This is a genomic window from Variovorax sp. LG9.2, assembly GCF_035018885.1.
GTDB lineage: Bacteria > Pseudomonadota > Gammaproteobacteria > Burkholderiales > Burkholderiaceae_C > Variovorax.
The window spans coordinates 56252-75828 of the sequence record NZ_JASJXB010000009.1 but is presented as its reverse complement, the minus strand read 5'-3'; the positions used below and the strand labels follow the sequence as shown (position 1 = coordinate 75828).

At 62.1% G+C, this 19577-nt stretch carries 17 protein-coding genes; 8 read left to right on the top strand and 9 right to left on the bottom strand.

What is annotated here, in order from left to right; all coding sequences use genetic code 11:
• Positions 1–4 precede the first annotated feature (4 nt).
• The gene (locus QN413_RS11720) at positions 5–826 is read right to left on the bottom strand and encodes a ferritin-like domain-containing protein (RefSeq protein ID WP_323496783.1); all 822 of its coding nucleotides are present in this window, start codon (positions 824–826) and stop codon (positions 5–7) included.
• Positions 827–1027: 201 nt separating this feature from the next.
• On the opposite strand from QN413_RS11720, the gene QN413_RS11715 reads away from it, so the two are divergent.
• Both QN413_RS11715 and QN413_RS11710 read left to right on the top strand, forming a co-directional pair.
• Positions 1028–2374 carry a carotenoid oxygenase family protein gene (locus QN413_RS11715; RefSeq protein ID WP_323496782.1) on the top strand — a complete coding sequence of 449 codons (1347 nt, stop codon included), beginning with the start codon at positions 1028–1030 and terminating at the stop codon, positions 2372–2374.
• A gap of 145 nt (positions 2375–2519) precedes the next feature.
• On the top strand, positions 2520–3107 hold the full coding sequence (locus QN413_RS11710; protein ID WP_323496781.1) for a Spy/CpxP family protein refolding chaperone: 588 nt from the start codon (positions 2520–2522) through the stop codon (positions 3105–3107).
• A gap of 104 nt (positions 3108–3211) precedes the next feature.
• Here QN413_RS11710 and QN413_RS11705 read toward each other — a convergent pair whose 3' ends face one another.
• Positions 3212–3637 (bottom strand): serine/threonine protein kinase, encoded by a 426-nt coding sequence (locus QN413_RS11705; protein WP_323496780.1) that lies wholly within the window; start codon positions 3635–3637, stop codon positions 3212–3214.
• Positions 3638–3906: 269 nt separating this feature from the next.
• Between QN413_RS11705 and QN413_RS11700 the strand changes: the two genes are divergently transcribed.
• The 6 genes from QN413_RS11700 (at position 3907) to QN413_RS11675 (ending at position 10641) form a co-directional block, all read left to right on the top strand.
• Complete coding sequence (locus QN413_RS11700) at positions 3907–4635, top strand: endonuclease/exonuclease/phosphatase family protein (protein WP_323496779.1); 729 nt, start codon at positions 3907–3909, stop codon at positions 4633–4635.
• A gap of 17 nt (positions 4636–4652) precedes the next feature.
• Entirely contained in the window at positions 4653–5909 is a 1257-nt protein-coding gene (gene clsB, locus QN413_RS11695) for a cardiolipin synthase ClsB (protein WP_323496778.1), read from the top strand.
• A 35-nt stretch (positions 5910–5944) separates the two neighbouring features.
• Positions 5945–6922 carry a YbhN family protein gene (locus QN413_RS11690; protein WP_323496777.1) on the top strand — a complete coding sequence of 326 codons (978 nt, stop codon included), beginning with the start codon at positions 5945–5947 and terminating at the stop codon, positions 6920–6922.
• A gap of 59 nt (positions 6923–6981) precedes the next feature.
• The gene (locus QN413_RS11685; RefSeq protein WP_323496776.1) at positions 6982–8259 is read left to right on the top strand and encodes a putative DNA modification/repair radical SAM protein; all 1278 of its coding nucleotides are present in this window, start codon (positions 6982–6984) and stop codon (positions 8257–8259) included.
• Positions 8260–8342: 83 nt separating this feature from the next.
• Positions 8343–9896 carry a UdgX family uracil-DNA binding protein gene (locus QN413_RS11680; RefSeq protein WP_323496775.1) on the top strand — a complete coding sequence of 518 codons (1554 nt, stop codon included), beginning with the start codon at positions 8343–8345 and terminating at the stop codon, positions 9894–9896.
• A 211-nt stretch (positions 9897–10107) separates the two neighbouring features.
• Positions 10108–10641, top strand: a complete 534-nt coding sequence (locus QN413_RS11675) for a polyhydroxyalkanoate granule-associated phasin (protein WP_323496774.1) — start codon at positions 10108–10110, stop codon at positions 10639–10641.
• Here the strand turns inward: QN413_RS11675 and QN413_RS11670 are convergent.
• From QN413_RS11670 to dnaN, 7 genes are all read right to left on the bottom strand, one after another.
• Positions 10607–11803: a metallophosphoesterase gene (locus QN413_RS11670; protein ID WP_323496773.1), complete on the bottom strand. Its 1197-nt coding sequence runs from the start codon at positions 11801–11803 to the stop codon at positions 10607–10609. The two genes, QN413_RS11675 and QN413_RS11670, sit on opposite strands and share 35 nt — an antisense overlap.
• 87 nt (positions 11804–11890) lie before the next feature.
• Positions 11891–12379, bottom strand: a complete 489-nt coding sequence (locus tag QN413_RS11665) for a hypothetical protein (RefSeq protein WP_323496772.1) — start codon at positions 12377–12379, stop codon at positions 11891–11893.
• A 112-nt stretch (positions 12380–12491) separates the two neighbouring features.
• A complete protein-coding gene (locus tag QN413_RS11660; protein ID WP_323496771.1) occupies positions 12492–13475 on the bottom strand; it encodes a magnesium and cobalt transport protein CorA in 984 nt (327 codons plus the stop codon).
• Between the two features lie 118 nt (positions 13476–13593).
• Positions 13594–14163 (bottom strand): hypothetical protein, encoded by a 570-nt coding sequence (locus QN413_RS11655; RefSeq protein WP_323496770.1) that lies wholly within the window; start codon positions 14161–14163, stop codon positions 13594–13596.
• 117 nt (positions 14164–14280) lie between these two features.
• Positions 14281–14556 (bottom strand): hypothetical protein, encoded by a 276-nt coding sequence (locus QN413_RS11650; RefSeq protein ID WP_323496769.1) that lies wholly within the window; start codon positions 14554–14556, stop codon positions 14281–14283.
• Positions 14557–15589: 1033 nt separating this feature from the next.
• Positions 15590–18223 carry a DNA topoisomerase (ATP-hydrolyzing) subunit B gene (gene gyrB / locus QN413_RS11645; RefSeq protein WP_323496768.1) on the bottom strand — a complete coding sequence of 878 codons (2634 nt, stop codon included), beginning with the start codon at positions 18221–18223 and terminating at the stop codon, positions 15590–15592.
• 61 nt (positions 18224–18284) lie between these two features.
• Complete coding sequence (gene dnaN / locus QN413_RS11640; RefSeq protein WP_323496767.1) at positions 18285–19391, bottom strand: DNA polymerase III subunit beta; 1107 nt, start codon at positions 19389–19391, stop codon at positions 18285–18287.
• Between the last annotated feature and the right edge of the window lie 186 nt (positions 19392–19577).

The following is a 19577-nucleotide window of genomic DNA, read 5'->3' as shown; positions in this document are numbered from 1 at the left end:
GGCGCTAGCGCAAGAACACGCGCTGCATGAACTGCTCGACCGGCCACTGAACTATGGCCTGCAAGGTCGGCGGCAAAGCCAGCGGGCGCATCAGCATCTTGAGCGTGGTACCCGGTCGCAAATTGCGGCGGATGGTCGCATTCATGCGCGCGCTGATCTGCTGCATATAAGCGGAGTCGCCGGCACGCTCCGGCGCGTGCGACCTGGCCACGTGCCTTATCGCGCAGTCCGCGTCTTCGCTCTTCAGCTCCAGCGTGCGCCGGCCGACCGTCGCCAACACGCGTGCGCGACCCGGCGCTTCCTGCGCGCGATACCGCTTGAAGAAGCGATAGAAGTTCTTGTAGTGACTGACCTCGTCGGCAGCGATGCGCTTAGCCAGCTCGTGCAATAACGGCTCGTTCGTGCTCTGGGCGAGAGCGCTGTAGTACGTCGCCGTGCCGGTCTCGACGACGCAGCGCGCCGCCAGCTCCAGCGCCCGGGTAGGCGCCAGCAGTTCGACCTTGCAGTAGGTCGCGTACTCATGGAGGAACGCGTCGAAGGCCGGCTGCCACGCGAACTCAGGCCAGACGTGCTGGACATAGGCTCGCAAGGCACGCCCGTGCTTCAGCTCTTCCGGCTCCCAGCGATCGCGAAGCCAGTCGGCCACCTCGGTATCGCCACGGAAGAAGTCGATCAGGTTGTGCGTGTAGAGATCGGAGCCACTCTCTATGAAAGAGGCACAACTGATCAGATAAAAAAGGTTCTCGTCCTCGTGTACGTCGCCGAGCACGATGCGCCGGAAATCAAGATCCTCCGCTTCCCATCGAGCGGCTTCGTGCGCTGGCATGTGCGTTCCCTGACGTTGTTGATTCGACCCTTGCTTCATTCTTCGCCCGTTGCCCAATCCCCCCTGTAGGCGCGTGACCAATTCAACTTATGAATGAGTTAGGACGGCATGCCCCTAAAAAAGCAGACCGCCGATACGATGGCATCGCGCAGGCACAGAAAGCCCAGCGCCGCGATTTCCGCGAAGAACAGGAGCCTTCTCATGAACGAAGCGACCCCGCGCCACACCGCGGCGCCATCGAACCTGGCGCCGATCGATTTCGAGATCGAAGTCGGCCCGTTGCCCTTGCACGGGACATTGCCTGAAAGTCTGCGCGGCACGCTGGTCCGCAACGGTCCGAACCCGCGCGTGCCGGACGCCAAGGCCCATTGGTTTTCAGGCGACGGCATGCTCCACGCCTTTCACATCGCCGACGGCGCGGTGCACTACCGGAACCGCTGGGTCAAAACGGGCCCGTCGGACGGCGTCGCCAACACCAATGTCATCGGCCACGCAGGCCGAGTGCTCGCGCTCGAAGAAGCACACCTGCCGGTCGTGATCGATCTGGCCACCCTCGACACGCTGGGCCCCACGGACTTCGACGGCGGCCTGCAGCACCGCGTCACCGCCCATCCCAAGACCGATCCGCGCACCGGCGAGCTGCTCTTCTTCGGCTACGGCACGCCCGAGTCGCTCTCCAGCGGCATGAGCTTCGGCACCGTCTCGCGCGAAGGCCGCGTAACGCGGCGGGAACATTTCGAGGCGCCCTACGCGAGCATGGTCCACGACTTCGCGGTCAGTGCCGAGCACGTGATGTTCCCGGTCATGCCGCTCACCGCCAGCCGCGAGCGCGCCCAATCGGGCCGGCCGCCCTTCGCGTGGGAACCTGCGCACGGCACACGCGTCGGCATGATGCCGCGCAACGGCAGCACCAAAGACCTGGTCTGGTGGTCGGGTCCGGCCTGCTACGTGTTCCATGTGATGAACGCGTGGGAAGCCGGCAACAGCGTGTTCGTCGACGTCATGCAGTTCGACCTGCCGCCGCTTTTTCCGTACCCGGACGGCTCGCCCGCCGGCGACAGCCGCACGCCCTCACGCCTCACCCGTTGGACCTTCGACCTCGACAACCCGGCCCACGAGTTCACGCAAACGGTGCTGGAAGAAACCCGCGGCGAATTCCCGCGAATGGACGAGCGCTACGCCGGGTTTGCGTATCGCCACGGGTGGTTCGCCGGACACGTCGCGCTGAACGATGGCGAAGTGCGCATGTACGCGAGCGTCGTCCATGTCGATCACGCGACAGGCGCCCGCGACATGTTCACCTTCGATGCGCCCGACATGGTTTCCGAAGCCATCTTCGTGCCCCGCGCCGACGAAGCCGACGAAGGCGATGGCTGGCTCCTGGCCACCGTGTGGCGCGGCCGCAGCAACACGAGCGACCTCGTCATCTTCGATGCGCGAGACGTCGCCAAGGGCCCGGTGTGCATCGCCTCCTTGCCGCATCGCGTGCCGGTAGGCTTTCACGGCAACTGGTTTCCGGAACGACCGACCCGCCTGACGTCCGATTGAGGCGGCCGCGGCCCAAATGATTCACTGAACAGTTCATTGAACTTTACGCAAGCTCACGCTGCGCTCACGGAATCGACACGGACGGCTTCCACACTTACCCTCACCTGCCGCCCTTCGGTGGCAGGCTTCAAAAGGAAGCAACGTCATGATCAAACTCCGCCAACGTGTTCTCTGGGCCAGCATGCTGGCCACCGCTACGCTCGTCACTGCAGGAGCCTTCGCGCAACCGGCGCCATCGGCGCCGACGACTGCGCCCGCTGCGCCCACTGCTCAGGCTCCCGTCGGCAAAGCCGACCCCGCGGCCGACCATCGCCGCATGGACCACGGAGATCCTGCCAAGCGATTTGCCCGCATGCAGGAGCACCGGGCCAAACGCATGGCGGCATTGAAAGAAAAGCTCAAGCTCAGCCCGACGCAAGAAGCTGCCTGGACCAACTTCACCGCATCGACGCAGCCCCCTGCAGGCCCACCACCGCAGCGGCCCGACCGCGCTGAGTTTGCCAAGCTGACAACGCCGCAGCGTCTCGAGCGCATGCAAGCCCGCCAGAGCGAGCGCACCGCCATGTTCGCGAAGCGGGCGGAAGCAACGAAGACCTTCTACGCGGGCCTGAATCCCGAACAGCAAAAAACCTTCGATGCGGAAACTGCGCACATGGGCCACGACGGTCAACGCGGTCACCGCGGTCAGGGCGGCCCGGACGGCCATCGCACGCCGCCTCCCCTCAAGGGATGAGCCATCGACGCTGAGTGCATAAAAGCTCAACCTCGACGTCCATAAAAAAGCCCGTGGCGCTCATCGCGCTACGGGCTTTTGTTTTGCCTCAGGCGAGCACCGAATTACTTCGGCGTACCACCACCTGCGGCTGGATTGGTGGGAACGTCTGGACGTTCGACCTTGTCACCACGCATCGGCTTGGTCTTGCGCCCCGCCATGCTGACTTCCTTGCGGGACATGTCACCGGTCGCCTGCATCGTCTCGTTAGGCTGCTTGGTCATCGAGCCCATCGTGCTCGCTTCGCCGGTTGGAATGGTCTTCGCGCGGTTAGCAGCGCGCGTCTCTGCCTTCACAGCTTCGCGCGACACCGGTTCGGTGCCGTCAGGTCGCTGAGGCGGGTTGGTTGTACCGTTCTTGAGCGAGATCGTGCTGCCTTCGCCGCCCTTGGACGGATTGGGTGCTGCAGGCTTGTCCTGGGCCATTGCGCTGATGCTGCCGACGCCCAACAAGGTGGCGGTGAGTACGGATAACAGACGTTGGTTTTTCATGGCGATGTCCTTTACTGAATTTCAGAATGGATGGATGAGCCCTTCCGCTCGAAAAGCTCTGGTTCCACCGTAGCCCCAGTTGGCGCGCACCGTGTCGGGGCGCAGCAGTCAGAGTTGTAGGAGCGAGGAGGGCGAGTACGAAAGGTTTCGGCAAGCTTTGGCAGGGTCGGAAAGGAATGAGGGCGAAGGTGGCGCGTTCCTACAGCCCATCGAGCGCGTGACCGTTACAACCGAGATCTGTGACACCCGCACCCACATCCCTCAAGGTCATGACAGTGAACACCCACAAAGGGTTCACTGCGCTCAATCGCAAATTCATCCTGCCGGAGCTGCGCGATGCCGTTCGCACTGTCGGCGCGGACGTCGTGTTTTTGCAGGAGGTGCTGGGCACGCATTCGCGGCACTCGCGCAAAGTCGACAACTGGCCCGAGGCACCGCACTACGAATTCCTTGCAGACACCATGTGGCCGCAATTTGCCTATGGCCGCAATGCGGTGTATCCCAAGGGACATCACGGCAACGCGGTGCTTTCCAAATTCCCGATCGTGCATTTCAAGAACCATGACGTATCCATCACCGGACCGGAGAAACGCGGCCTGTTGCATTGCGTGCTGCGCCTGCCGGGTCGCCCGGTCGATGTGCATGTGATTTGCGCGCACCTGGGTCTGGCGGAGGCACATCGGCAGCAGCAACTCGAACTGCTGTGCCATATCGTGCGAGACGAAGTGCCATCCGATGCGGCGCTGATCGTCGCCGGTGATTTCAACGACTGGCGCGGCCGCGCGCACGAGATCCTGGAACAAGGCGCTGCGCTGCACGAAGTCTTCTTGCAGGCCAATGGCAGCGCCGCGCGCACGTTTCCGGCACGCTTTCCCGTGTTGCAACTGGACCGTATCTATGTGCGCAATGCCGGCGTGCATTCGCCCATCGTGTTGCCGCGCAAGCCTTGGTCGCATTTGTCCGACCATGCGCCGCTGGTCGCAGACATCTCGCTGTAAACGATCGGGGTCAAACCATGAGCGCGCATTGGATCGCCGGCAACACCATCGCGCTGCTGGAAAACGGCGAGGAGTTTTTTCCGCGCGTGTTCGGGCTTATTGCCAAGGCCGAGCGAGAAGTCATCATCGAGACCTTCATCCTGTTTGAAGATGAAGTCGGCCTGGGGCTGCGTGACGCGCTGGTGTCGGCCGCCAGCCGCGGCGTCAAGGTCGACCTGATGATCGACGGCTTCGGCTCACCCGATCTGTCGCCGGAGTACATGGCGTCGCTCACCTCGGTCGGCGTCAGGGTGCGCGTGTTCGATCCGGGCAAGCGGTACTTCGGGCAGCGCCTCAACATCTTTCGTCGCATGCACCGAAAGCTCGTCGTTATCGACGGGGCGCGCGCCTTCGTCGGCGGCATCAACTATGCGGCCGATCACCTGATCGCGCACGGGCCCAAGTCCAAGCAGGACTATGTGGTCGAGTTGACGGGTCCGATCGTCGTGGAAATCCATCGCTTCGTGCTGCACGCCATCGCGGTGGGTGGCAAAGGTGCGGGCTGGTTCAGGCGGCGGCTTCGGGCCGCGAAAGAACACGTGGACGTCACCATTGCGCAACCATCAGGTACGGCCGATGTGCTCTTCGTCAGCCGGGACAACCGGCGTCATACCAACGACATCGAGCGCCACTACCGCACCGCGATTCGCGCGGCCAGGCAGCGTGTCGTGATTGCCAACGCGTACTTCTTTCCCGGCTACCTCCTGATCCAGGAGATGCGGCGCGCCGCTCGGCGCGGTGTCGATGTAAAGCTCATCCTGCAGGGCGAGCCCGATATGCCAATCGTCAAGACCGCCGCCAGCATGCTGTATCACCACCTGCTGAATGCCGGTGTGCGGGTCTACGAATACTGCGAGCGACCGCTGCATGGCAAGGTCGCCGTGATGGACGATCGCTGGAGCACGGTCGGCTCGAGCAACCTCGATCCGCTGAGCCTGTCGCTCAACCTGGAAGCCAACGTGATCGTGCGTGACCGTGAGTTCAACGGCGTGTTGGCCGACCGACTCGACACGCTGATCGCACTGAGCTGCAAGCAGATCAAGACATCGGACCTTACCGAGTGGAGCGGATGGCGGCTGGTGCGCAGCTTCTTCATCTTTCACCTGCTGCGCTGGTATCCCGCGTGGATTCGCTGGCTGCCGCGCCATGCGCCGCGCCTGCAACGGGTCGAGTCTGGTGCGCAAGGCAGCGGCAGCGCAACGGCGGGCGCTACGCAGACGGACACAGCCGCATGACCCCGGCCGCGGCCCGGTCCACCAGGTCGCAGCCAATGCCTCCGCGCCGATCATGGATCCTCAACATCACGAGCAAGCCATGGTGGCCTTGGGCCAAGCGCATCGTGGTGCTGGGCTTCCTGGCCTTCGTCATCACGCTGCTGGTCGTCCAGGCCCGGTCTATCGACTGGTCGGAAGTAATGACGACCCTGCGCGCCTACCCGCTGCACGTGCTGCTGCTGGGTGCCGCGCTGGCAGCGTCGAGTCACCTGATCTACAGCACCTTCGATCTCGTCGGCCGGCACTACACCGGCCACAAGTTGCCGGCGGCAACGGTGATGGCCATCGCTTTCGTAAGTTATGCGTTCAACCTGAACCTCGGAACTCTGGTCGGTGCACTGGGGATGCGCGTTCGCTTGTATTCGCGGCTCGGGCTCGAGCCGACGACCATCGCCCGCATCGTCGGCAGCAGCATGCTGACCAACTGGCTCGGCTACTTTCTGCTCGCGGGCACGGCCTTTCTGTTCTGGCCGCTCAAGTTGCCGGACACATGGCATCTGGGGATGGCCGCGTTGAGAGCGGTCGGCGGTGTGCTGGTGCTGATTGCGCTCGCCTACCTGCTGCTGTGCGCGTTTTCAAAACGCCGTGAGTGGACGATCCGCGACCACGAGATCGCATTGCCCGCGTTGCCCGTCGCGCTGGTGCAGTTGGCGATGTCGTGCGCCAACTGGGCGGTGATGGGCGCCACCATGTATGTACTGCTGCTCGGCAAGGTGAGCTATCCGATGGCGCTCGGCGTGTTGCTGATCGGAGCCGTGGCAGGCTTGCTGTCGCGTGTACCGGCCGGGCTCGGCGTGCTCGAGGCGGTCTTCATTGCCGTGCTCTCACCACCGCTCGGCAACAGCGTGTTGATCGCGGCAGTGCTTTGTTATCGGGCGATGTACTACTGGGCGCCGCTCGCGATCGCCGGGGCGCTGTATCTGCTCATGGAACTCAACGCGAAGAAGCTGGCCGCGTCAAAACAAGCCGCCTGAGGCAGGCGGACGAGACGAACGGTATGGATTGAATCCGACAACCACTGTAAATTCATCCAGTGGATATTCAACAGAAACTCGCTGTGCTGGCCGACGCCGCCAAGTACGACGCCTCGTGCTCATCGAGCGGCACGAGCAAGCGCAATTCGGTCGGCGGCAAAGGCATCGGCTCGACCGAAGGTTCCGGCATTTGCCACAGCTATGCACCTGACGGCCGATGCATCTCGCTGCTCAAGATTCTGCTCACCAACTTCTGCACGTACGACTGTTTGTACTGCGTCAATCGCGTGACGAGCAACGTGCAGCGCGCGCGCTTTTCGGTGAACGAAGTGGTGAGCTTGACGCTCGACTTCTATCGCCGCAATTGCATCGAAGGCCTGTTTCTTTCCAGCGGCATCATCCAGAGCCCCGACTACACGATGGAGCAGGTCGTCGAGGTCGCGCGCGTGCTGCGCGAAGACCACGACTTTCGCGGCTACATTCATCTGAAGACCATTCCCGACGCGTCGCCCGAGCTGCTGCAAAGAGCGGGCCGTTATGCCGACCGGCTCAGCATCAACATCGAACTGCCGACGCTGCAGGGCCTGGCATTGCTGGCACCGGAGAAAGACGGCACGGCGATCCGCAAATCGATGGCGCGGCTGGCCGTCCACATCGACGACGCCAAAGGTGCGGCACGCGACAGCAGCGTCACCTCGATCGTCTCGATGCCAAACGCCACACCGCGCCGCGCCAAGCCGCCCCGCTTCGCGCCCGCTGGGCAGAGCACGCAAATGATCGTCGGTGCAGACGCCGCCGACGACGTCGCCATCCTGTCGACCAGCGCCAATCTCTACGGCGCCTACAGCTTGCGCCGGGTGTACTACTCGGCATTCAGCCCTATTCCGGATGCCTCGTCTTCGCTGCCGTTGAAGTCGCCGCCCATGGTGCGTGAGCACCGGCTCTATCAGGCCGACTGGTTGATGCGGTTCTATGGGTTTTCGCACGAAGAGATCGTGCCCAAAGCACAAGGCGGCATGCTGTCGCTCGATGTCGATCCCAAGCTGGCGTGGGCGCTGGCGCATGTCGAGCGCTTTCCGGTGGACCTCAATGTGGCGCCGCGCGCCATGCTGTTGCGCGTGCCGGGCCTGGGCGTGAAGGCGGTCGACCGGCTGCTCATCGCGCGGCGCGTGCGGCAATTGCGCAGCGACGATCTTTCGCGACTGCATGTGCCGCTCAAGAAAGTGATGCCTTTCGTCGTGACGGCCGATCATCGGCCCGACCCCACGCTCACCAGCCACCGGCTTGCGGCGCAGCTGCGCCCCGCGCACGTGCAAGGTTCTCTGTTCGACGCATGAGGCCCTGTGGTTGCGTGACCGCTGCCCATGGCGCGCGCTCAATCCCTACATCGACCGCGACCGCTGCGTCATAGCCTTGGTTTATGGCAGGTCTCACGGTCACGAACATCTCACTTGCAAGCGAAACGGACTGGCCGGGCTTTCGCAACGAAGCCCGCGCGCTGCTTGCGAAACTGATCGCTCCTGCAGAAGTCGCATGGCACACGCCCGCAAGCGGCGCGGCAGATTTGTTCTCGGATTCCGACGTGTCGCCGACCAGTCCACTTGTCGCAGCGCATTCGCATGGTCCGATCAACCTGGTGGTGCCGTCGTCTTTCGTCACGCTGTGCGAAACGGTCATTCTGCACAACGACCCCGCTCGCTTCGGCCTGCTGTACAGCCTGCTGTGGAGACTTGTCCATGAGCCCGCGCTGCGTCACGACCCGCTCGATGCAGGCCGTGTCAAGGTGCAGCACATGGCTCAATCGGTGCGGCGCGACATGCACAAGATGAAAGCCTTCGTGCGCTTTCGCACCGTTGAGAGCGGAGAGGGAAAGCCGCCACTGCACGTCGCGTGGTTCGAGCCCGATCACCACATTGTCGAAGCCGTGGCGCCGTTCTTCATGCGACGTTTTACGCAGATGGAGTGGGCCATCCTGACACCGGAGCGTTCAGTGCACTGGGATGGCGAGCGCCTGCACTTCGGCCCTGGCGGCGAGCGTCGCCATGCACCCGCGCCCGACGCGGGCGAAGCCCTGTGGCTCACCTACTACGCCAACATCTTCAATCCAGCGCGCCTCAAGATGGCGATGATGAAAAAGGAGATGCCGGTCAAGTACTGGCACAACCTGCCGGAGGCCGAACTCATCAGCGGGCTGGCAGCCGACGCGATGGCACGTAGCGGGCGCATGGTCGAAGCCGCGCCGACGCAGCCTGCGCGGCGCATCGTGCCCGTGGCAAGTGAGACGGCGCCGAGGGTGTCGAATGCGCCGCACGAGGGCGTTGCCGGGCCAGAAGACGTTGGTCGCGGCGTCTTCGCAGAGCTCACTGTTGCCATCCACCCAGCGCAGGCGCTGACCGCCCTCAAGAAAGCGACCGACCGGTGCCGTGAATGCCCCATCGGTGAACACGCGACGCAATCGGTGTTCGGTGAAGGCCCGGTCCACGCCGCACTGATGGTGGTCGGAGAGCAACCCGGCGACCAGGAAGATCTGCGTGGTCGCCCGTTCGTCGGGCCTGCCGGGCGCCTGTTCGATCAAGCCATCGCGCAGCTCGGTTGGCCGCGCGAGCAGCTCTATGTGACCAACGCGGTCAAGCACTTCAAGTTCGAGCTTCGCGGCAAGCGGCGCATTCACAAAACGCCGACTCAACGTGAGGCCTCCGCCTGTCTGCATTGGCTTGAAAGCGAGATCGAACAAGTTCAGCCGCATGCCTTGATTGCGCTCGGTGCCACAGCGGCCAAGGCCTTGCTGGGCCGGCCCGTCGCCGTCACGCGTGAGCGCGGCCAGTGGCACGACGGTCCGCGCGGACGCAAGGTGCTGGTGACGTTGCATCCGTCCGCATTGCTTCGCGGCGACCCTGCCGAGCACGAGCAGGCCTACAAGGCGTGGCTGGACGATTTGGCACTCGCCACGGACTGGCTCAAGCACGCCGTCTAGAAACGGTACCCGTACCCAACCTTGTAGAAGTTTTCGCCCGGATTCGGCTCCTGGATGCGGCGTTGAAGAAGTACTTCACCCGCAACGAGAACGTTTCCAAATGCAAAGTAGGACGCTTTTACCAATCGCAGCTTTGTTGAATGCTGCACCGCAGCAAAAGGTGTCCGCCGAGACTATAGTTATCAATCGAAATCAACGCTGTCACACTTCCATGTCCTCTCGCTCTACTTCTGCTTCGCCACGCTTTGTCAACCCGCTGATGGTGTGGACCGATGTCGTGCTCAAGACCGGGGAGATGCTGATGTCCTCCGGCTCGGTCATTCAGGTCCGCACGCAACGCATGGCCTCCGCCGGGCTTGCGCCCAGCGCCGCCGACATGGCCGAATTTCAATTGATGGGCAAGGAGAAGTTCGAGGCTGCCAACGAGTCGACCGCCGCCATGGCGGACGAGTTGGGCAACAAGCAATTCATGCTCATGAACAGCGTCGTCAAGCACTGGATCGGCAGCGTCACCGCACTCTTCGCGCTGGCAAGCAGCACCACGCCAGCTCAGGCGATGGCGCACCATTCCGCTTTTGTCGATGCCGCCACGCGTTCCGCCGCCACGGTGAGCCAGCTGTCGAGCGCCTCCGCCCTGGCGGCACAGCGCGGGCTGCACCCGATTCACGCCAAGGCGACGTCGAACGCCAAGCGCCTGGCGCCCGTCGTGGTCAAAGCCGCTCGGGCACCAATCGCAGCAGCGTAATTTCAGACGGCGCGCCAAAGCGCTTGGGCGGACCCCAATAGCCGGTGCCGCGGCTCACATAGACCCACATGTCACTCAGCTTGTGCAGCCCCGCCGTAAAGGGTTGCTGCAGGGGCACAAAGAGGTTCCACGGAAAAAACTGGCCGCCGTGCGTGTGACCTGACAACTGCAAGTGAAAGCCCGCATCGGCCGCCGCCGCGGCACTGCGCGGTTGATGCGCCAACAACACGCGGGTCGTCGCCCCAAGCGGTGCGCCGACCAATGAAGCGCGTGGGTCGCTGGCATGTGCCGCGTCGAAGTGCCCAGCAGTGAAATCGGTCACCCCCGCCAGCACCAATGCATCGGCATTCACCTCCTCGTCGGTTTGTGCGCCTCGCGGCGGACGGCCCTGCAACACCACATGCTCATTGAGCAGCACCGTGAGGCCGAGCCGGCGCAGCTCGACGATCCAAGCGTGCGCGCCAGCGTAGTACTCGTGGTTGCCCGTGACCACGAAGGTTCCGTGCCGCGCACGCAAGCCAGCGAGCGGCGCGATGTGGTCACGCAGCTCCGGGACCGTGCCGTCGACCAGGTCACCGGTGATGGCGACCACGTCGGCGTCGAGCCGGTTCACCGCCTCGACGATCCGGCTGATGTAGCCGCCCTTGATGGTCGGGCCTACGTGGATGTCGCTCAGCTGCGCGATCGTGAAGCCATCCAGTGCCGCCGGCAACCCGGTGATCGGCACGTCGACGCGCTTGATGCCAGCCGTGCGGCGCGCATTGACGAAGCCGATCAGAGAGGTCGCCGTCGCCACGCCCAGGACTGCCACAGCGCTCCATTGCCGCAACGCCGGCCAGTCGATCACCATGCCACTGGCCGCGCCGACAGCCCAGGTCAGCAACATGCCGACGTCTCTAAGGATCGTGAGCACGAACAGCGAAGAGAACCAGCCCATGCTGATGAGCCCTATCCACTTCAGCACATCGACGGCAGAAGTCTTTTTGGCGATGCCGCGCGACAGGAAAGGCAGCGGGATGGTGGCGGCTGAAACGAGCAGCGCGACGATCGCAAGCGCAGCGAGCGGCCACAACGGCCTCGACGATGCGAGCGCAGGCACAAGACGCAAGCCGATCAGCACATGCAACAGCGCTGTCAAAACACTCATGGAACGGAAAGGCATCGGGTCAGTCGGAACGGGCACGGCCCGGGGACAGACAACTGCAAGGCGCGTGCCGCACATTCAAGGCGCGGACACGGGCGGATATCACTACGGCTTTGCTGTCGGCGCCGCGGCTGTCACAGAAGGGGCCGCGTCGGCGCCCACGGGGAACAGAAACGTCGCCTTGGCAGGTGCGCCAGCCATGATTTGCAGCGGCTGCTTGAGGCTCTGGCCGCCGAGTTGGGCTTCGACCTCGTACTCGCCGGGCTCGAGTCGCGCGACAAAGTACGGGCCACCCGACACCACGTTGTCGAGCAGCGCGGTGCCGCTTTTGTCGCGCACGGTCACGTGCACGTTGGCCGCTAAATCAGCACCTTTATGGTCCTTGACCGCGAACTCGAAGGTCGCCGCCCAGCGCGGTGACACGACTTGCATCAGCTCGGCCTCGTCGGCACCGATGCCGCCGCTCATGTACTCGACGCCATGCGTCATGAAGATCGGCGGATTGGCCGCGTTCGCCGATATCGCGCCCAGCAGCGCAACGCCACAAGCGGCCGCGACGAGCAGCGAACGGACGGGTGAGAAAAATGGTTTCATGATGAAAGTCCTTCGGTCTTCCTGGCGCGAATCGCACCGCTAGCCACTGTGCTGCGCGCGCCTTAGGTGAGGCTGACTTCAGTCGGCGTCCAGGTCAGCGCTAAGGTCAACGTTACAACCAGCCGGCCTTGCGGAACCGCCAATACAACACGCCGCACGTAGCAGCAATCAGGCCAAGGGCCATGAGATAGCCATAGCGCCACTTGAGCTCCGGCATCGCCTCAAAGTTCATGCCCCAAATGCCGGCAAAGGCCGTGCACACCGCGAAGATGCTGGCCCAGGCCGCCAGTCGCTTTGTGACCTCGCCATCCGAAATCGTCACCATCGAGAGATTGACGTGCACCGCGGTGCTGATGGTGTCGCGGATCGACTCGATCGAGCCGTTGATGCGACTCAGGTGGTCCACCACGTCGCGAAAGTATTCCTGCGAGCCGGCGCAAATCTGCGGCACGCGTCCGCCATGCAACTTGCCCGCGCCTTCCAGCAATGGCGCGACCGCGTGCTTGAGCACCATGGCGCGCTGCTTGAGTTCATAGAGCCGCTTGATACTCGCGCGCGGCTCACCCTGACTGAAGATCTGCTGCTCGACTTCTTCGAGCTCGACCTCCAGCGCGTCGATCACTGGAAAGTAGCGGTCGACCACCGCATCCATCAGTGCGTACAGCACGAAGCCGGAGCCATTGCGCAGCAGCTCTGGCTCTCGTTCGCAACGCTCGCGCACGCCCAGAAACCCCGACCTGCTTCGGCTGCGCACCGACAGCACATAGTTCAGCCCAACAAACACATCCACCTCGCCGACGTTGAGGGTCGCCTCGCTATCAGCGGTCGCTGAGATCGGTTCAATGAGATGCATCACGACGAAGAGCGAGTCTCCGTACTCCTCGATCTTCGGCCGCTGATGGCCGTGGCTCGCGTCTTCCACTGCCAGCTCGTGCAAGCCGAACTCCGACTGCATCATCGCCAGCTCTTCAGGCTCCGGATCACTCAGTGCGACCCACACGAAACAATCGGGCCGCGCGATGTAGTCGCTGATGCTGTCTACATCGATATCGGCTAGCTTGGCGCCATGCTGGTAGGCAACGCAATTGATCAACATCGGCAGCTCGCATTGGAAAACGTGGGAGCCCGATTGTCGGTGCGAGTCCGCTTGCCTGCTGATGACAGGCGGTTTTGCGGCCAGCGCTGCGACGGCGCAGAACCCCGGCGCAGCACGGTCAATGCTTGACCGACAACATCGCCGTGGTCCGCGATGCCTCCGTCACTTGCGGCGCGGGTGCCGGCAACGTCTGCGCCGTCACAGGTGCGGCGGCCTGAGTCGCGGCCATCATGTCGAAATTCGAAGGCCAGTTGAAAACTGCGTGCCCCGGCACATCGATGGAAACGCTGACCGATTGCGTAAGCGTGAGCCCGCCCACCGTCACGTCGACGTCGTAGGCGCCGGGCTCGAGCCGCGCCAGCATGACCGGGCCTGACGACAGCGCGTCCATGATCAGATCGCCATTCGACGCGTTGTGCACCACCACGCGTACCGGCGCCGGCAGCCTGGCATTCTTCAGGCCGAATTCGAACGTGGCCGCCCAGCGCGGCGACACCATGGCCATGAAGGCCGCCTCGTCCTTGTTCGCACCACCGCTCATGTACTCGACGCCCTGTTGCGCGACGCGGATCGGCGGGTTGCTCGGGAGCGCATGCGCAGGCAGCGCGGCACAAAAGGCGAGACAGAGGCAAGCCAGCGCGCTGGATGCGTCGAACGAAGGTCGCGAATTCCTGGAAGGTGTGGTCACTGCCGAAGTCCTTGCCGCTGGAGGTGGTTAGAGAGGGTGTTGGGAGATTGCCAAGCGTTACCGCATGAGATTCTGCTTAGCAAGGAGCGGGCTAGCCACAGCGTTAACACCAGTGCGCTATGTTTTTTGTAGCGTCATCGTCAATGCGGGAGCGCTTTGCAGCAGCTTCAGGTGATTGATCACCCCTTCTGTCTCTCGATCGACCCCCCCCTTTTGCCCGCCCATCTCCCGCCTGCGAATTTCGCCGACATCTATAGCGGTGCGCTCGCCGTCTTGATAGGAACCAACATCGATCGAATCGCACCCAAAACAGAGCCTCCACCCATGGCGAACGCCCAATCCACCCTCGACGCAATCAAAGAAGTCCACACCCGCCGGCCTGTTGCGGCTCATGACGGCAGGACGTAGCCGGTCGCTTTTAATGCGGCAGCTAGTCAGCGCTGCAACCACCGCGTTAGTCGGGCTTGGGGGCGGTGCGGCAATTTTTTCGAATGCGCGCGGCGGGGCCTGTTTTGAGCGAAGACACTACGCCGCATGGCATTAAACGATCACGACCCTTTGAAAGACCGCCGAGAGGCGATGACAGTTTGGGAACGTAGCCTGCGACCAAAGCAGGACAGCCACTGGATGCTTTGGCTGGCGCTTGCAGCGGCCGTCGTATTCCTTGCATATAGAGGCGGCGAATGGTTGCTCGAGCGGCGAACTCCACTCCCTGCCGCCACGACATCGAGTGCCCCTACGGCCGTCGCCACAGAACCAACACCCCCATCTGCATCAGTTCAACCTGCGGCGAAGCCAAACCCACGCACGTCTGAAAGCTACGGGGTCACCAAGTGCATTTCCGCTTTGGGCACAACGGCGTACTCCGATGGCCCATGCCCGGAAGGCAGCCGCCCAACTATCGTCTGGGTGCAGCCTGATGTGAATCTCTCAGATGGGCTGAGTGCCGCAGATAGGGAAGCATCGACACGAAATAACAGTGCTGTCTTGGCCCAGATACATAGACAAGAACAACGTATCGCACTGAGCGTTGAGAACGCTTCCAACGAGTGCACAACGCTCGATGCACAGATAAAGTCGATCGATGCAATGGCGCGCCAGCCGCAGAGCGCATGGACGCAGGATCAACTGACCCGAGACCGGAAAGACGCGCGCGGTCGACAGTTTCGGCTGCAGTGTCGGCAATGATGCCGGACAACATATTCAATGCCCTAAACCGCTATGCGCCATGAATGGACCGGCGAATAATTAATCGCCGCATTCAACCTTTATTGCCAACTGCATTTCGGCAAGCTGCACAAGACCTATTCCCAGATTGTTCAACTCTCTCGGCTCTCAAACCGCACGCCCTCTTCGGTCGAAATGACCAAGTAAAACGCCACCCGAAGGTAGCGTCTTTGTCTAAACCAAGGCGCGTTAGTCGCGATCAAACATCGATATTCGAGGCCCGCAGCGCATTCTGTTCAATGAAATTCCGCCGCGGTTCCACCTCGTCGCCCATCAGCATCGTGAACACGCGATCGGCCTCGATGGCATCGTCGATCTGCACGCGCAAGAGGCGACGCACGGTCGGGTCCATCGTGGTTTCCCACAGCTGCTCGGGGTTCATTTCGCCCAGGCCCTTGTAGCGCTGCCGTGAAGTGGTGCGCTCTGCTTCGCTGATCAGCCATTTCATGGCGATACGGAAGTCGGCTACCTTTTCTTCCTTTGCACGTTCGCCCTCACCACGTTTGACAACGGCGCCCTCGGAACTCAGCAGGTCGCGGAAGGTGTTGGCTGCCAAGGCCAGGGCTGCGTAGTCAGCGCCATGAACGAAGTCTTGCGTGATCACGCTGCTCTTGATATTGCCGTGATGCCGGCGGCTGATGCGCAGCAACGGTTTGTCGGTGCGCACGTCGAACTCGCTGGCAACTTCGGCAGGCACGCCGGTGCTGTTCAGCTCTCGCAGCTTGATCTGCAATGCCACGGCCGAGGCCTCGGCACTGCCCGGGTTGTCGAGGTCGAGTGCAACGCCGTCTGCAATGGCGCGCAGTGCCTCGGCATCCATGAAGTTACGCAGCCGTGCGATCACTGCTTCGGCCACTTGGTGCTTGCGTGCCAGCTCAGACAACGTGTCGCCAGAGAGCGTGGTCGAGTTGGCGCCACCGGTTTCAATGCTCGCGTCTTTTAATGCGACCTTGAGCAGGAAGGCATCGAGTGCCGGGCCGTCTTTCAGGTATTGCTCTTCCTTGCCGACCTTCACTTTGTAGAGCGGCGGCTGGGCAATGTAGATGTGGCCGCGTTCGACCAACTCGGGCATCTGGCGATAGAAGAAGGTGAGCAGCAATGTGCGGATGTGGGCACCGTCGACGTCGGCGTCGGTCATGATGATGATGCGGTGGTAGCGCAGCTTGGCGACGTTGAAGTCATCCGCACCGCCGCCCGCACTGCTCCCACCTGCGCGGCCGATACCCGTACCGAGCGCAGTGATCATCACCAGGATTTCATTGCTGGTCAGCAGCTTTTCGTAGCGTGCCTTTTCAACGTTCAGGATCTTGCCGCGCAGTGGAAGAATAGCCTGGAACTTGCGATCTCGCCCCTGCTTGGCAGAGCCGCCGGCTGAGTCACCCTCCACCAGGTAGACCTCGCAAAGTGCGGGATCTTTTTCCTGGCAGTCGGCCAGCTTTCCGGGCAAGCCCATGCCGTCGAGCACGCCCTTGCGGCGCGTCATTTCGCGCGCCTTGCGAGCGGCCTCGCGTGCCCGGGCCGCTTCGACAATCTTTCCACAAATGATCTTGGCATCAGCCGGGCGTTCTTGCAGATAGTCGGCCAGCAACTTGCCGACGATGTCTTCGACCGGTGCACGCACTTCGCTGGACACCAGCTTGTCCTTGGTTTGGCTGGAAAATTTAGGCTCGGGCACCTTCACGCTCATGACGCAGCACAGACCTTCGCGCATGTCATCGCCAGTGACTTCAACCTTGGCCTTCTTGGCGAAATCGTTCTCGTCGATGTACTTGTTGATGACGCGCGTCATCGCGGCTCTAAGGCCGGTCAGGTGGGTGCCGCCGTCGCGCTGTGGAATGTTGTTGGTGAAGCAAAGGACTTGCTCGTTGTAGCCGCTGTTCCACTGCATCGCGACTTCGACGCCGATCTCCGTGCCCGGGATGCCACCATAGGTTTCGGCCGGACGCCTGCCCTCTGCGTAGAAGACATTGGGGTGCAATACGGTCTTGCCTTTGTTGATGAATTCGACAAAGCCGCGCACACCGCCCGCGCCTGAGAAGTCGTCTTCCTTCCCTGTGCGCTCGTCGAGCAAACGAATGCGCACGCCGTTGTTCAGGAAGCTCAGCTCACGCAGACGCTTGCTCAGGATCTCGTAATGGAAGTCCGAGTTCTCGATGAAAATTGTCGTGTCGGGCAAAAAATGAACTTCAGTGCCGCGCTTGTCTGTCTCGCCGATGACCTTCATCGGTGACACCTCAACGCCGTTCACTATCTCGAGCAAACGGTTCTGCACGAAGCCACGGCTGAACTCCAGTTCGTGGATCTTGCCTTCACGGCGAACCACCAGGCGCAACTTCACGCTGAGCGCGTTCACGCAGCTCACGCCCACACCGTGCAGACCACCCGACACCTTGTAGCTGTTCTGGTTGAACTTGCCGCCGGCGTGCAGTTCGGTCAAGGCGATTTCAGCGGCCGAGCGCTTAGGCTCGTGCTTGTCGTCCATCTTCACGCCGGTCGGAATACCGCGACCGTTGTCAGTGACCGAAATCGAGTTGTCGGAATGGATGGTGACGACGATGTCGTCGCAATAGCCGGCCAGCGCTTCGTCAATCGAGTTGTCCACCACTTCGAACACCAGATGGTGCAAACCGGTGCCGTCGGACGTGTCCCCGATGTACATGCCGGGGCGCTTACGCACCGCCTCCAAGCCCTCAAGGATCGTGATGGAGCCTTCGCCATACGAAGTGTCGGGCGCAATGATCTCAACCGGAATCGCACTTTCGATTTCAGGGGTGTAGACCGGTTCGGTATGCGGGGCTTCCGACGGAACTTTCGGCTTGTTTTCTTCGCTCATTGGGACTCTTTCCTCTCGCTCACTGACTCGCTAACTCGGGCAAACAGACAGGCTTATTCTTTTAAATTCGCATTGGCATCACGACGTACTTGAAACTCGCGTTGTCGGGAATGGTGAACAGGGCCGAGCTGTTCGAATCGGCCAAGTCCAACTTAACCATCTCCTGACCCATGTTGGCCAACGCATCGATCAGGTAGGTCACGTTGAAGCCGATCTCGATCGCGTCCCCACCGTAGTCGATATCGAGCTCGTCTTGCGCTTCTTCCTGCTCTGCGTTGCTCGACGCAATGCGCAAAGTGCCGGGCTCGAGATTGAGGCGCACACCCTTGAACTTTTCGCTCGTCAGGATGGCGGTGCGTTGCAAGCTGGCGAGCAATGGTGCACGACCCAGCGTCACGCTGTTCTTGTGGTTCTTGGGGATCACGCGGTTGTAGTCGGGGAATTTGCCCTCGACCAGCTTGGTGACGAACTCCATGCCGCCAAAACTGAACTTCGCCTGGTTGTTGGCGAACTGCATTTCGATCGCGCCTTCGGCATCGGAGAGCAGGCGCTGCATCTCGAGCACCGTCTTGCGAGGAAGGATGACTTCTTGCCGTGGCACTTCGACGTCGAGCGTGGCGGATGCAAAAGCAAGGCGGTGACCATCGGTCGCGACCAGGCTCAATTGCTTGCCTTCGGCGACGAAAAGGATGCCGTTGAGGTAGTACCGGATGTCGTGCACTGCCATCGCAAACGAAACCTGGCTGAGAAGGTCTTTCAGCGTCTTTTGCGGGACGCTGAACACGGGTCCGAAGTTGGCGGCTTCCTGCACCAGCGGAAAGTCTTCGGCCGGCAGCGACTGCAACGTGAAGCGGCTTTTTCCGCCCTTCAGGACCAGCTTGCTCGCACTCGACTCCAAGCTCACGGTCTGGTCTGCCGGCATGGTGCGCAGGATGTCGATGAGCTTGCGCGCACCAACGGTCGTCGTGAAGTTGCCTTCGTCGCCACCAAGTTCAGACGTCGTGCGGATCTGGATTTCAAGATCGCTGGTCGTGAGTTGCAACTGTCCGCCTGTCTTGCGGATCAACACGTTGGCCAGGATCGGCAGCGTATGCCGGCGCTCGACGATGCCCGCCACCGACTGCAGCGCGGAGAGGACTTTGTCTTGGTTTGCCTTCAGGACGATCATTTCTTACCTCTTCCTTATTTCTTTAATTTAATTTAGTAGTAGTAGATAAGGGCAGCGCTGCCCTGTGGAAAGAGGCATTTTCTCCTTTCCTGACAGGCACTTGCCTCGTCCCTCTGGCTGTGTGTAGCCGTGTTTTCTGCTGTCGTGCCAAAGCGCATAACTTTTCGGTTTGCGTCTGGCCTGTGG

Coding starts and splice junctions, on each gene's coding strand:
- QN413_RS11705 (WP_323496780.1), bottom strand. CDS start 3,637: ATGAAAAACCAACGTCTGTTATCCGTACTCACCGCCACCTTGTTGGGC.
- QN413_RS11690 (WP_323496777.1), top strand. CDS start 5,945: ATGCCTCCGCGCCGATCATGGATCCTCAACATCACGAGCAAGCCATGG.
- dnaN (WP_323496767.1), bottom strand. CDS start 19,391: ATGATCGTCCTGAAGGCAAACCAAGACAAAGTCCTCTCCGCGCTGCAG.
- QN413_RS11660 (WP_323496771.1), bottom strand. CDS start 13,475: ATGTTGATCAATTGCGTTGCCTACCAGCATGGCGCCAAGCTAGCCGAT.
- QN413_RS11710 (WP_323496781.1), top strand. CDS start 2,520: ATGATCAAACTCCGCCAACGTGTTCTCTGGGCCAGCATGCTGGCCACC.
- gyrB (WP_323496768.1), bottom strand. CDS start 18,223: ATGAGCGAAGAAAACAAGCCGAAAGTTCCGTCGGAAGCCCCGCATACC.
- QN413_RS11650 (WP_323496769.1), bottom strand. CDS start 14,556: ATGAGCCGCAACAGGCCGGCGGGTGTGGACTTCTTTGATTGCGTCGAG.
- QN413_RS11720 (WP_323496783.1), bottom strand. CDS start 826: ATGCCAGCGCACGAAGCCGCTCGATGGGAAGCGGAGGATCTTGATTTC.
- QN413_RS11675 (WP_323496774.1), top strand. CDS start 10,108: ATGTCCTCTCGCTCTACTTCTGCTTCGCCACGCTTTGTCAACCCGCTG.
- QN413_RS11665 (WP_323496772.1), bottom strand. CDS start 12,379: ATGAAACCATTTTTCTCACCCGTCCGTTCGCTGCTCGTCGCGGCCGCT.
- QN413_RS11670 (WP_323496773.1), bottom strand. CDS start 11,803: ATGCCTTTCCGTTCCATGAGTGTTTTGACAGCGCTGTTGCATGTGCTG.
- QN413_RS11700 (WP_323496779.1), top strand. CDS start 3,907: ATGACAGTGAACACCCACAAAGGGTTCACTGCGCTCAATCGCAAATTC.
- QN413_RS11715 (WP_323496782.1), top strand. CDS start 1,028: ATGAACGAAGCGACCCCGCGCCACACCGCGGCGCCATCGAACCTGGCG.
- QN413_RS11680 (WP_323496775.1), top strand. CDS start 8,343: ATGGCAGGTCTCACGGTCACGAACATCTCACTTGCAAGCGAAACGGAC.
- clsB (WP_323496778.1), top strand. CDS start 4,653: ATGAGCGCGCATTGGATCGCCGGCAACACCATCGCGCTGCTGGAAAAC.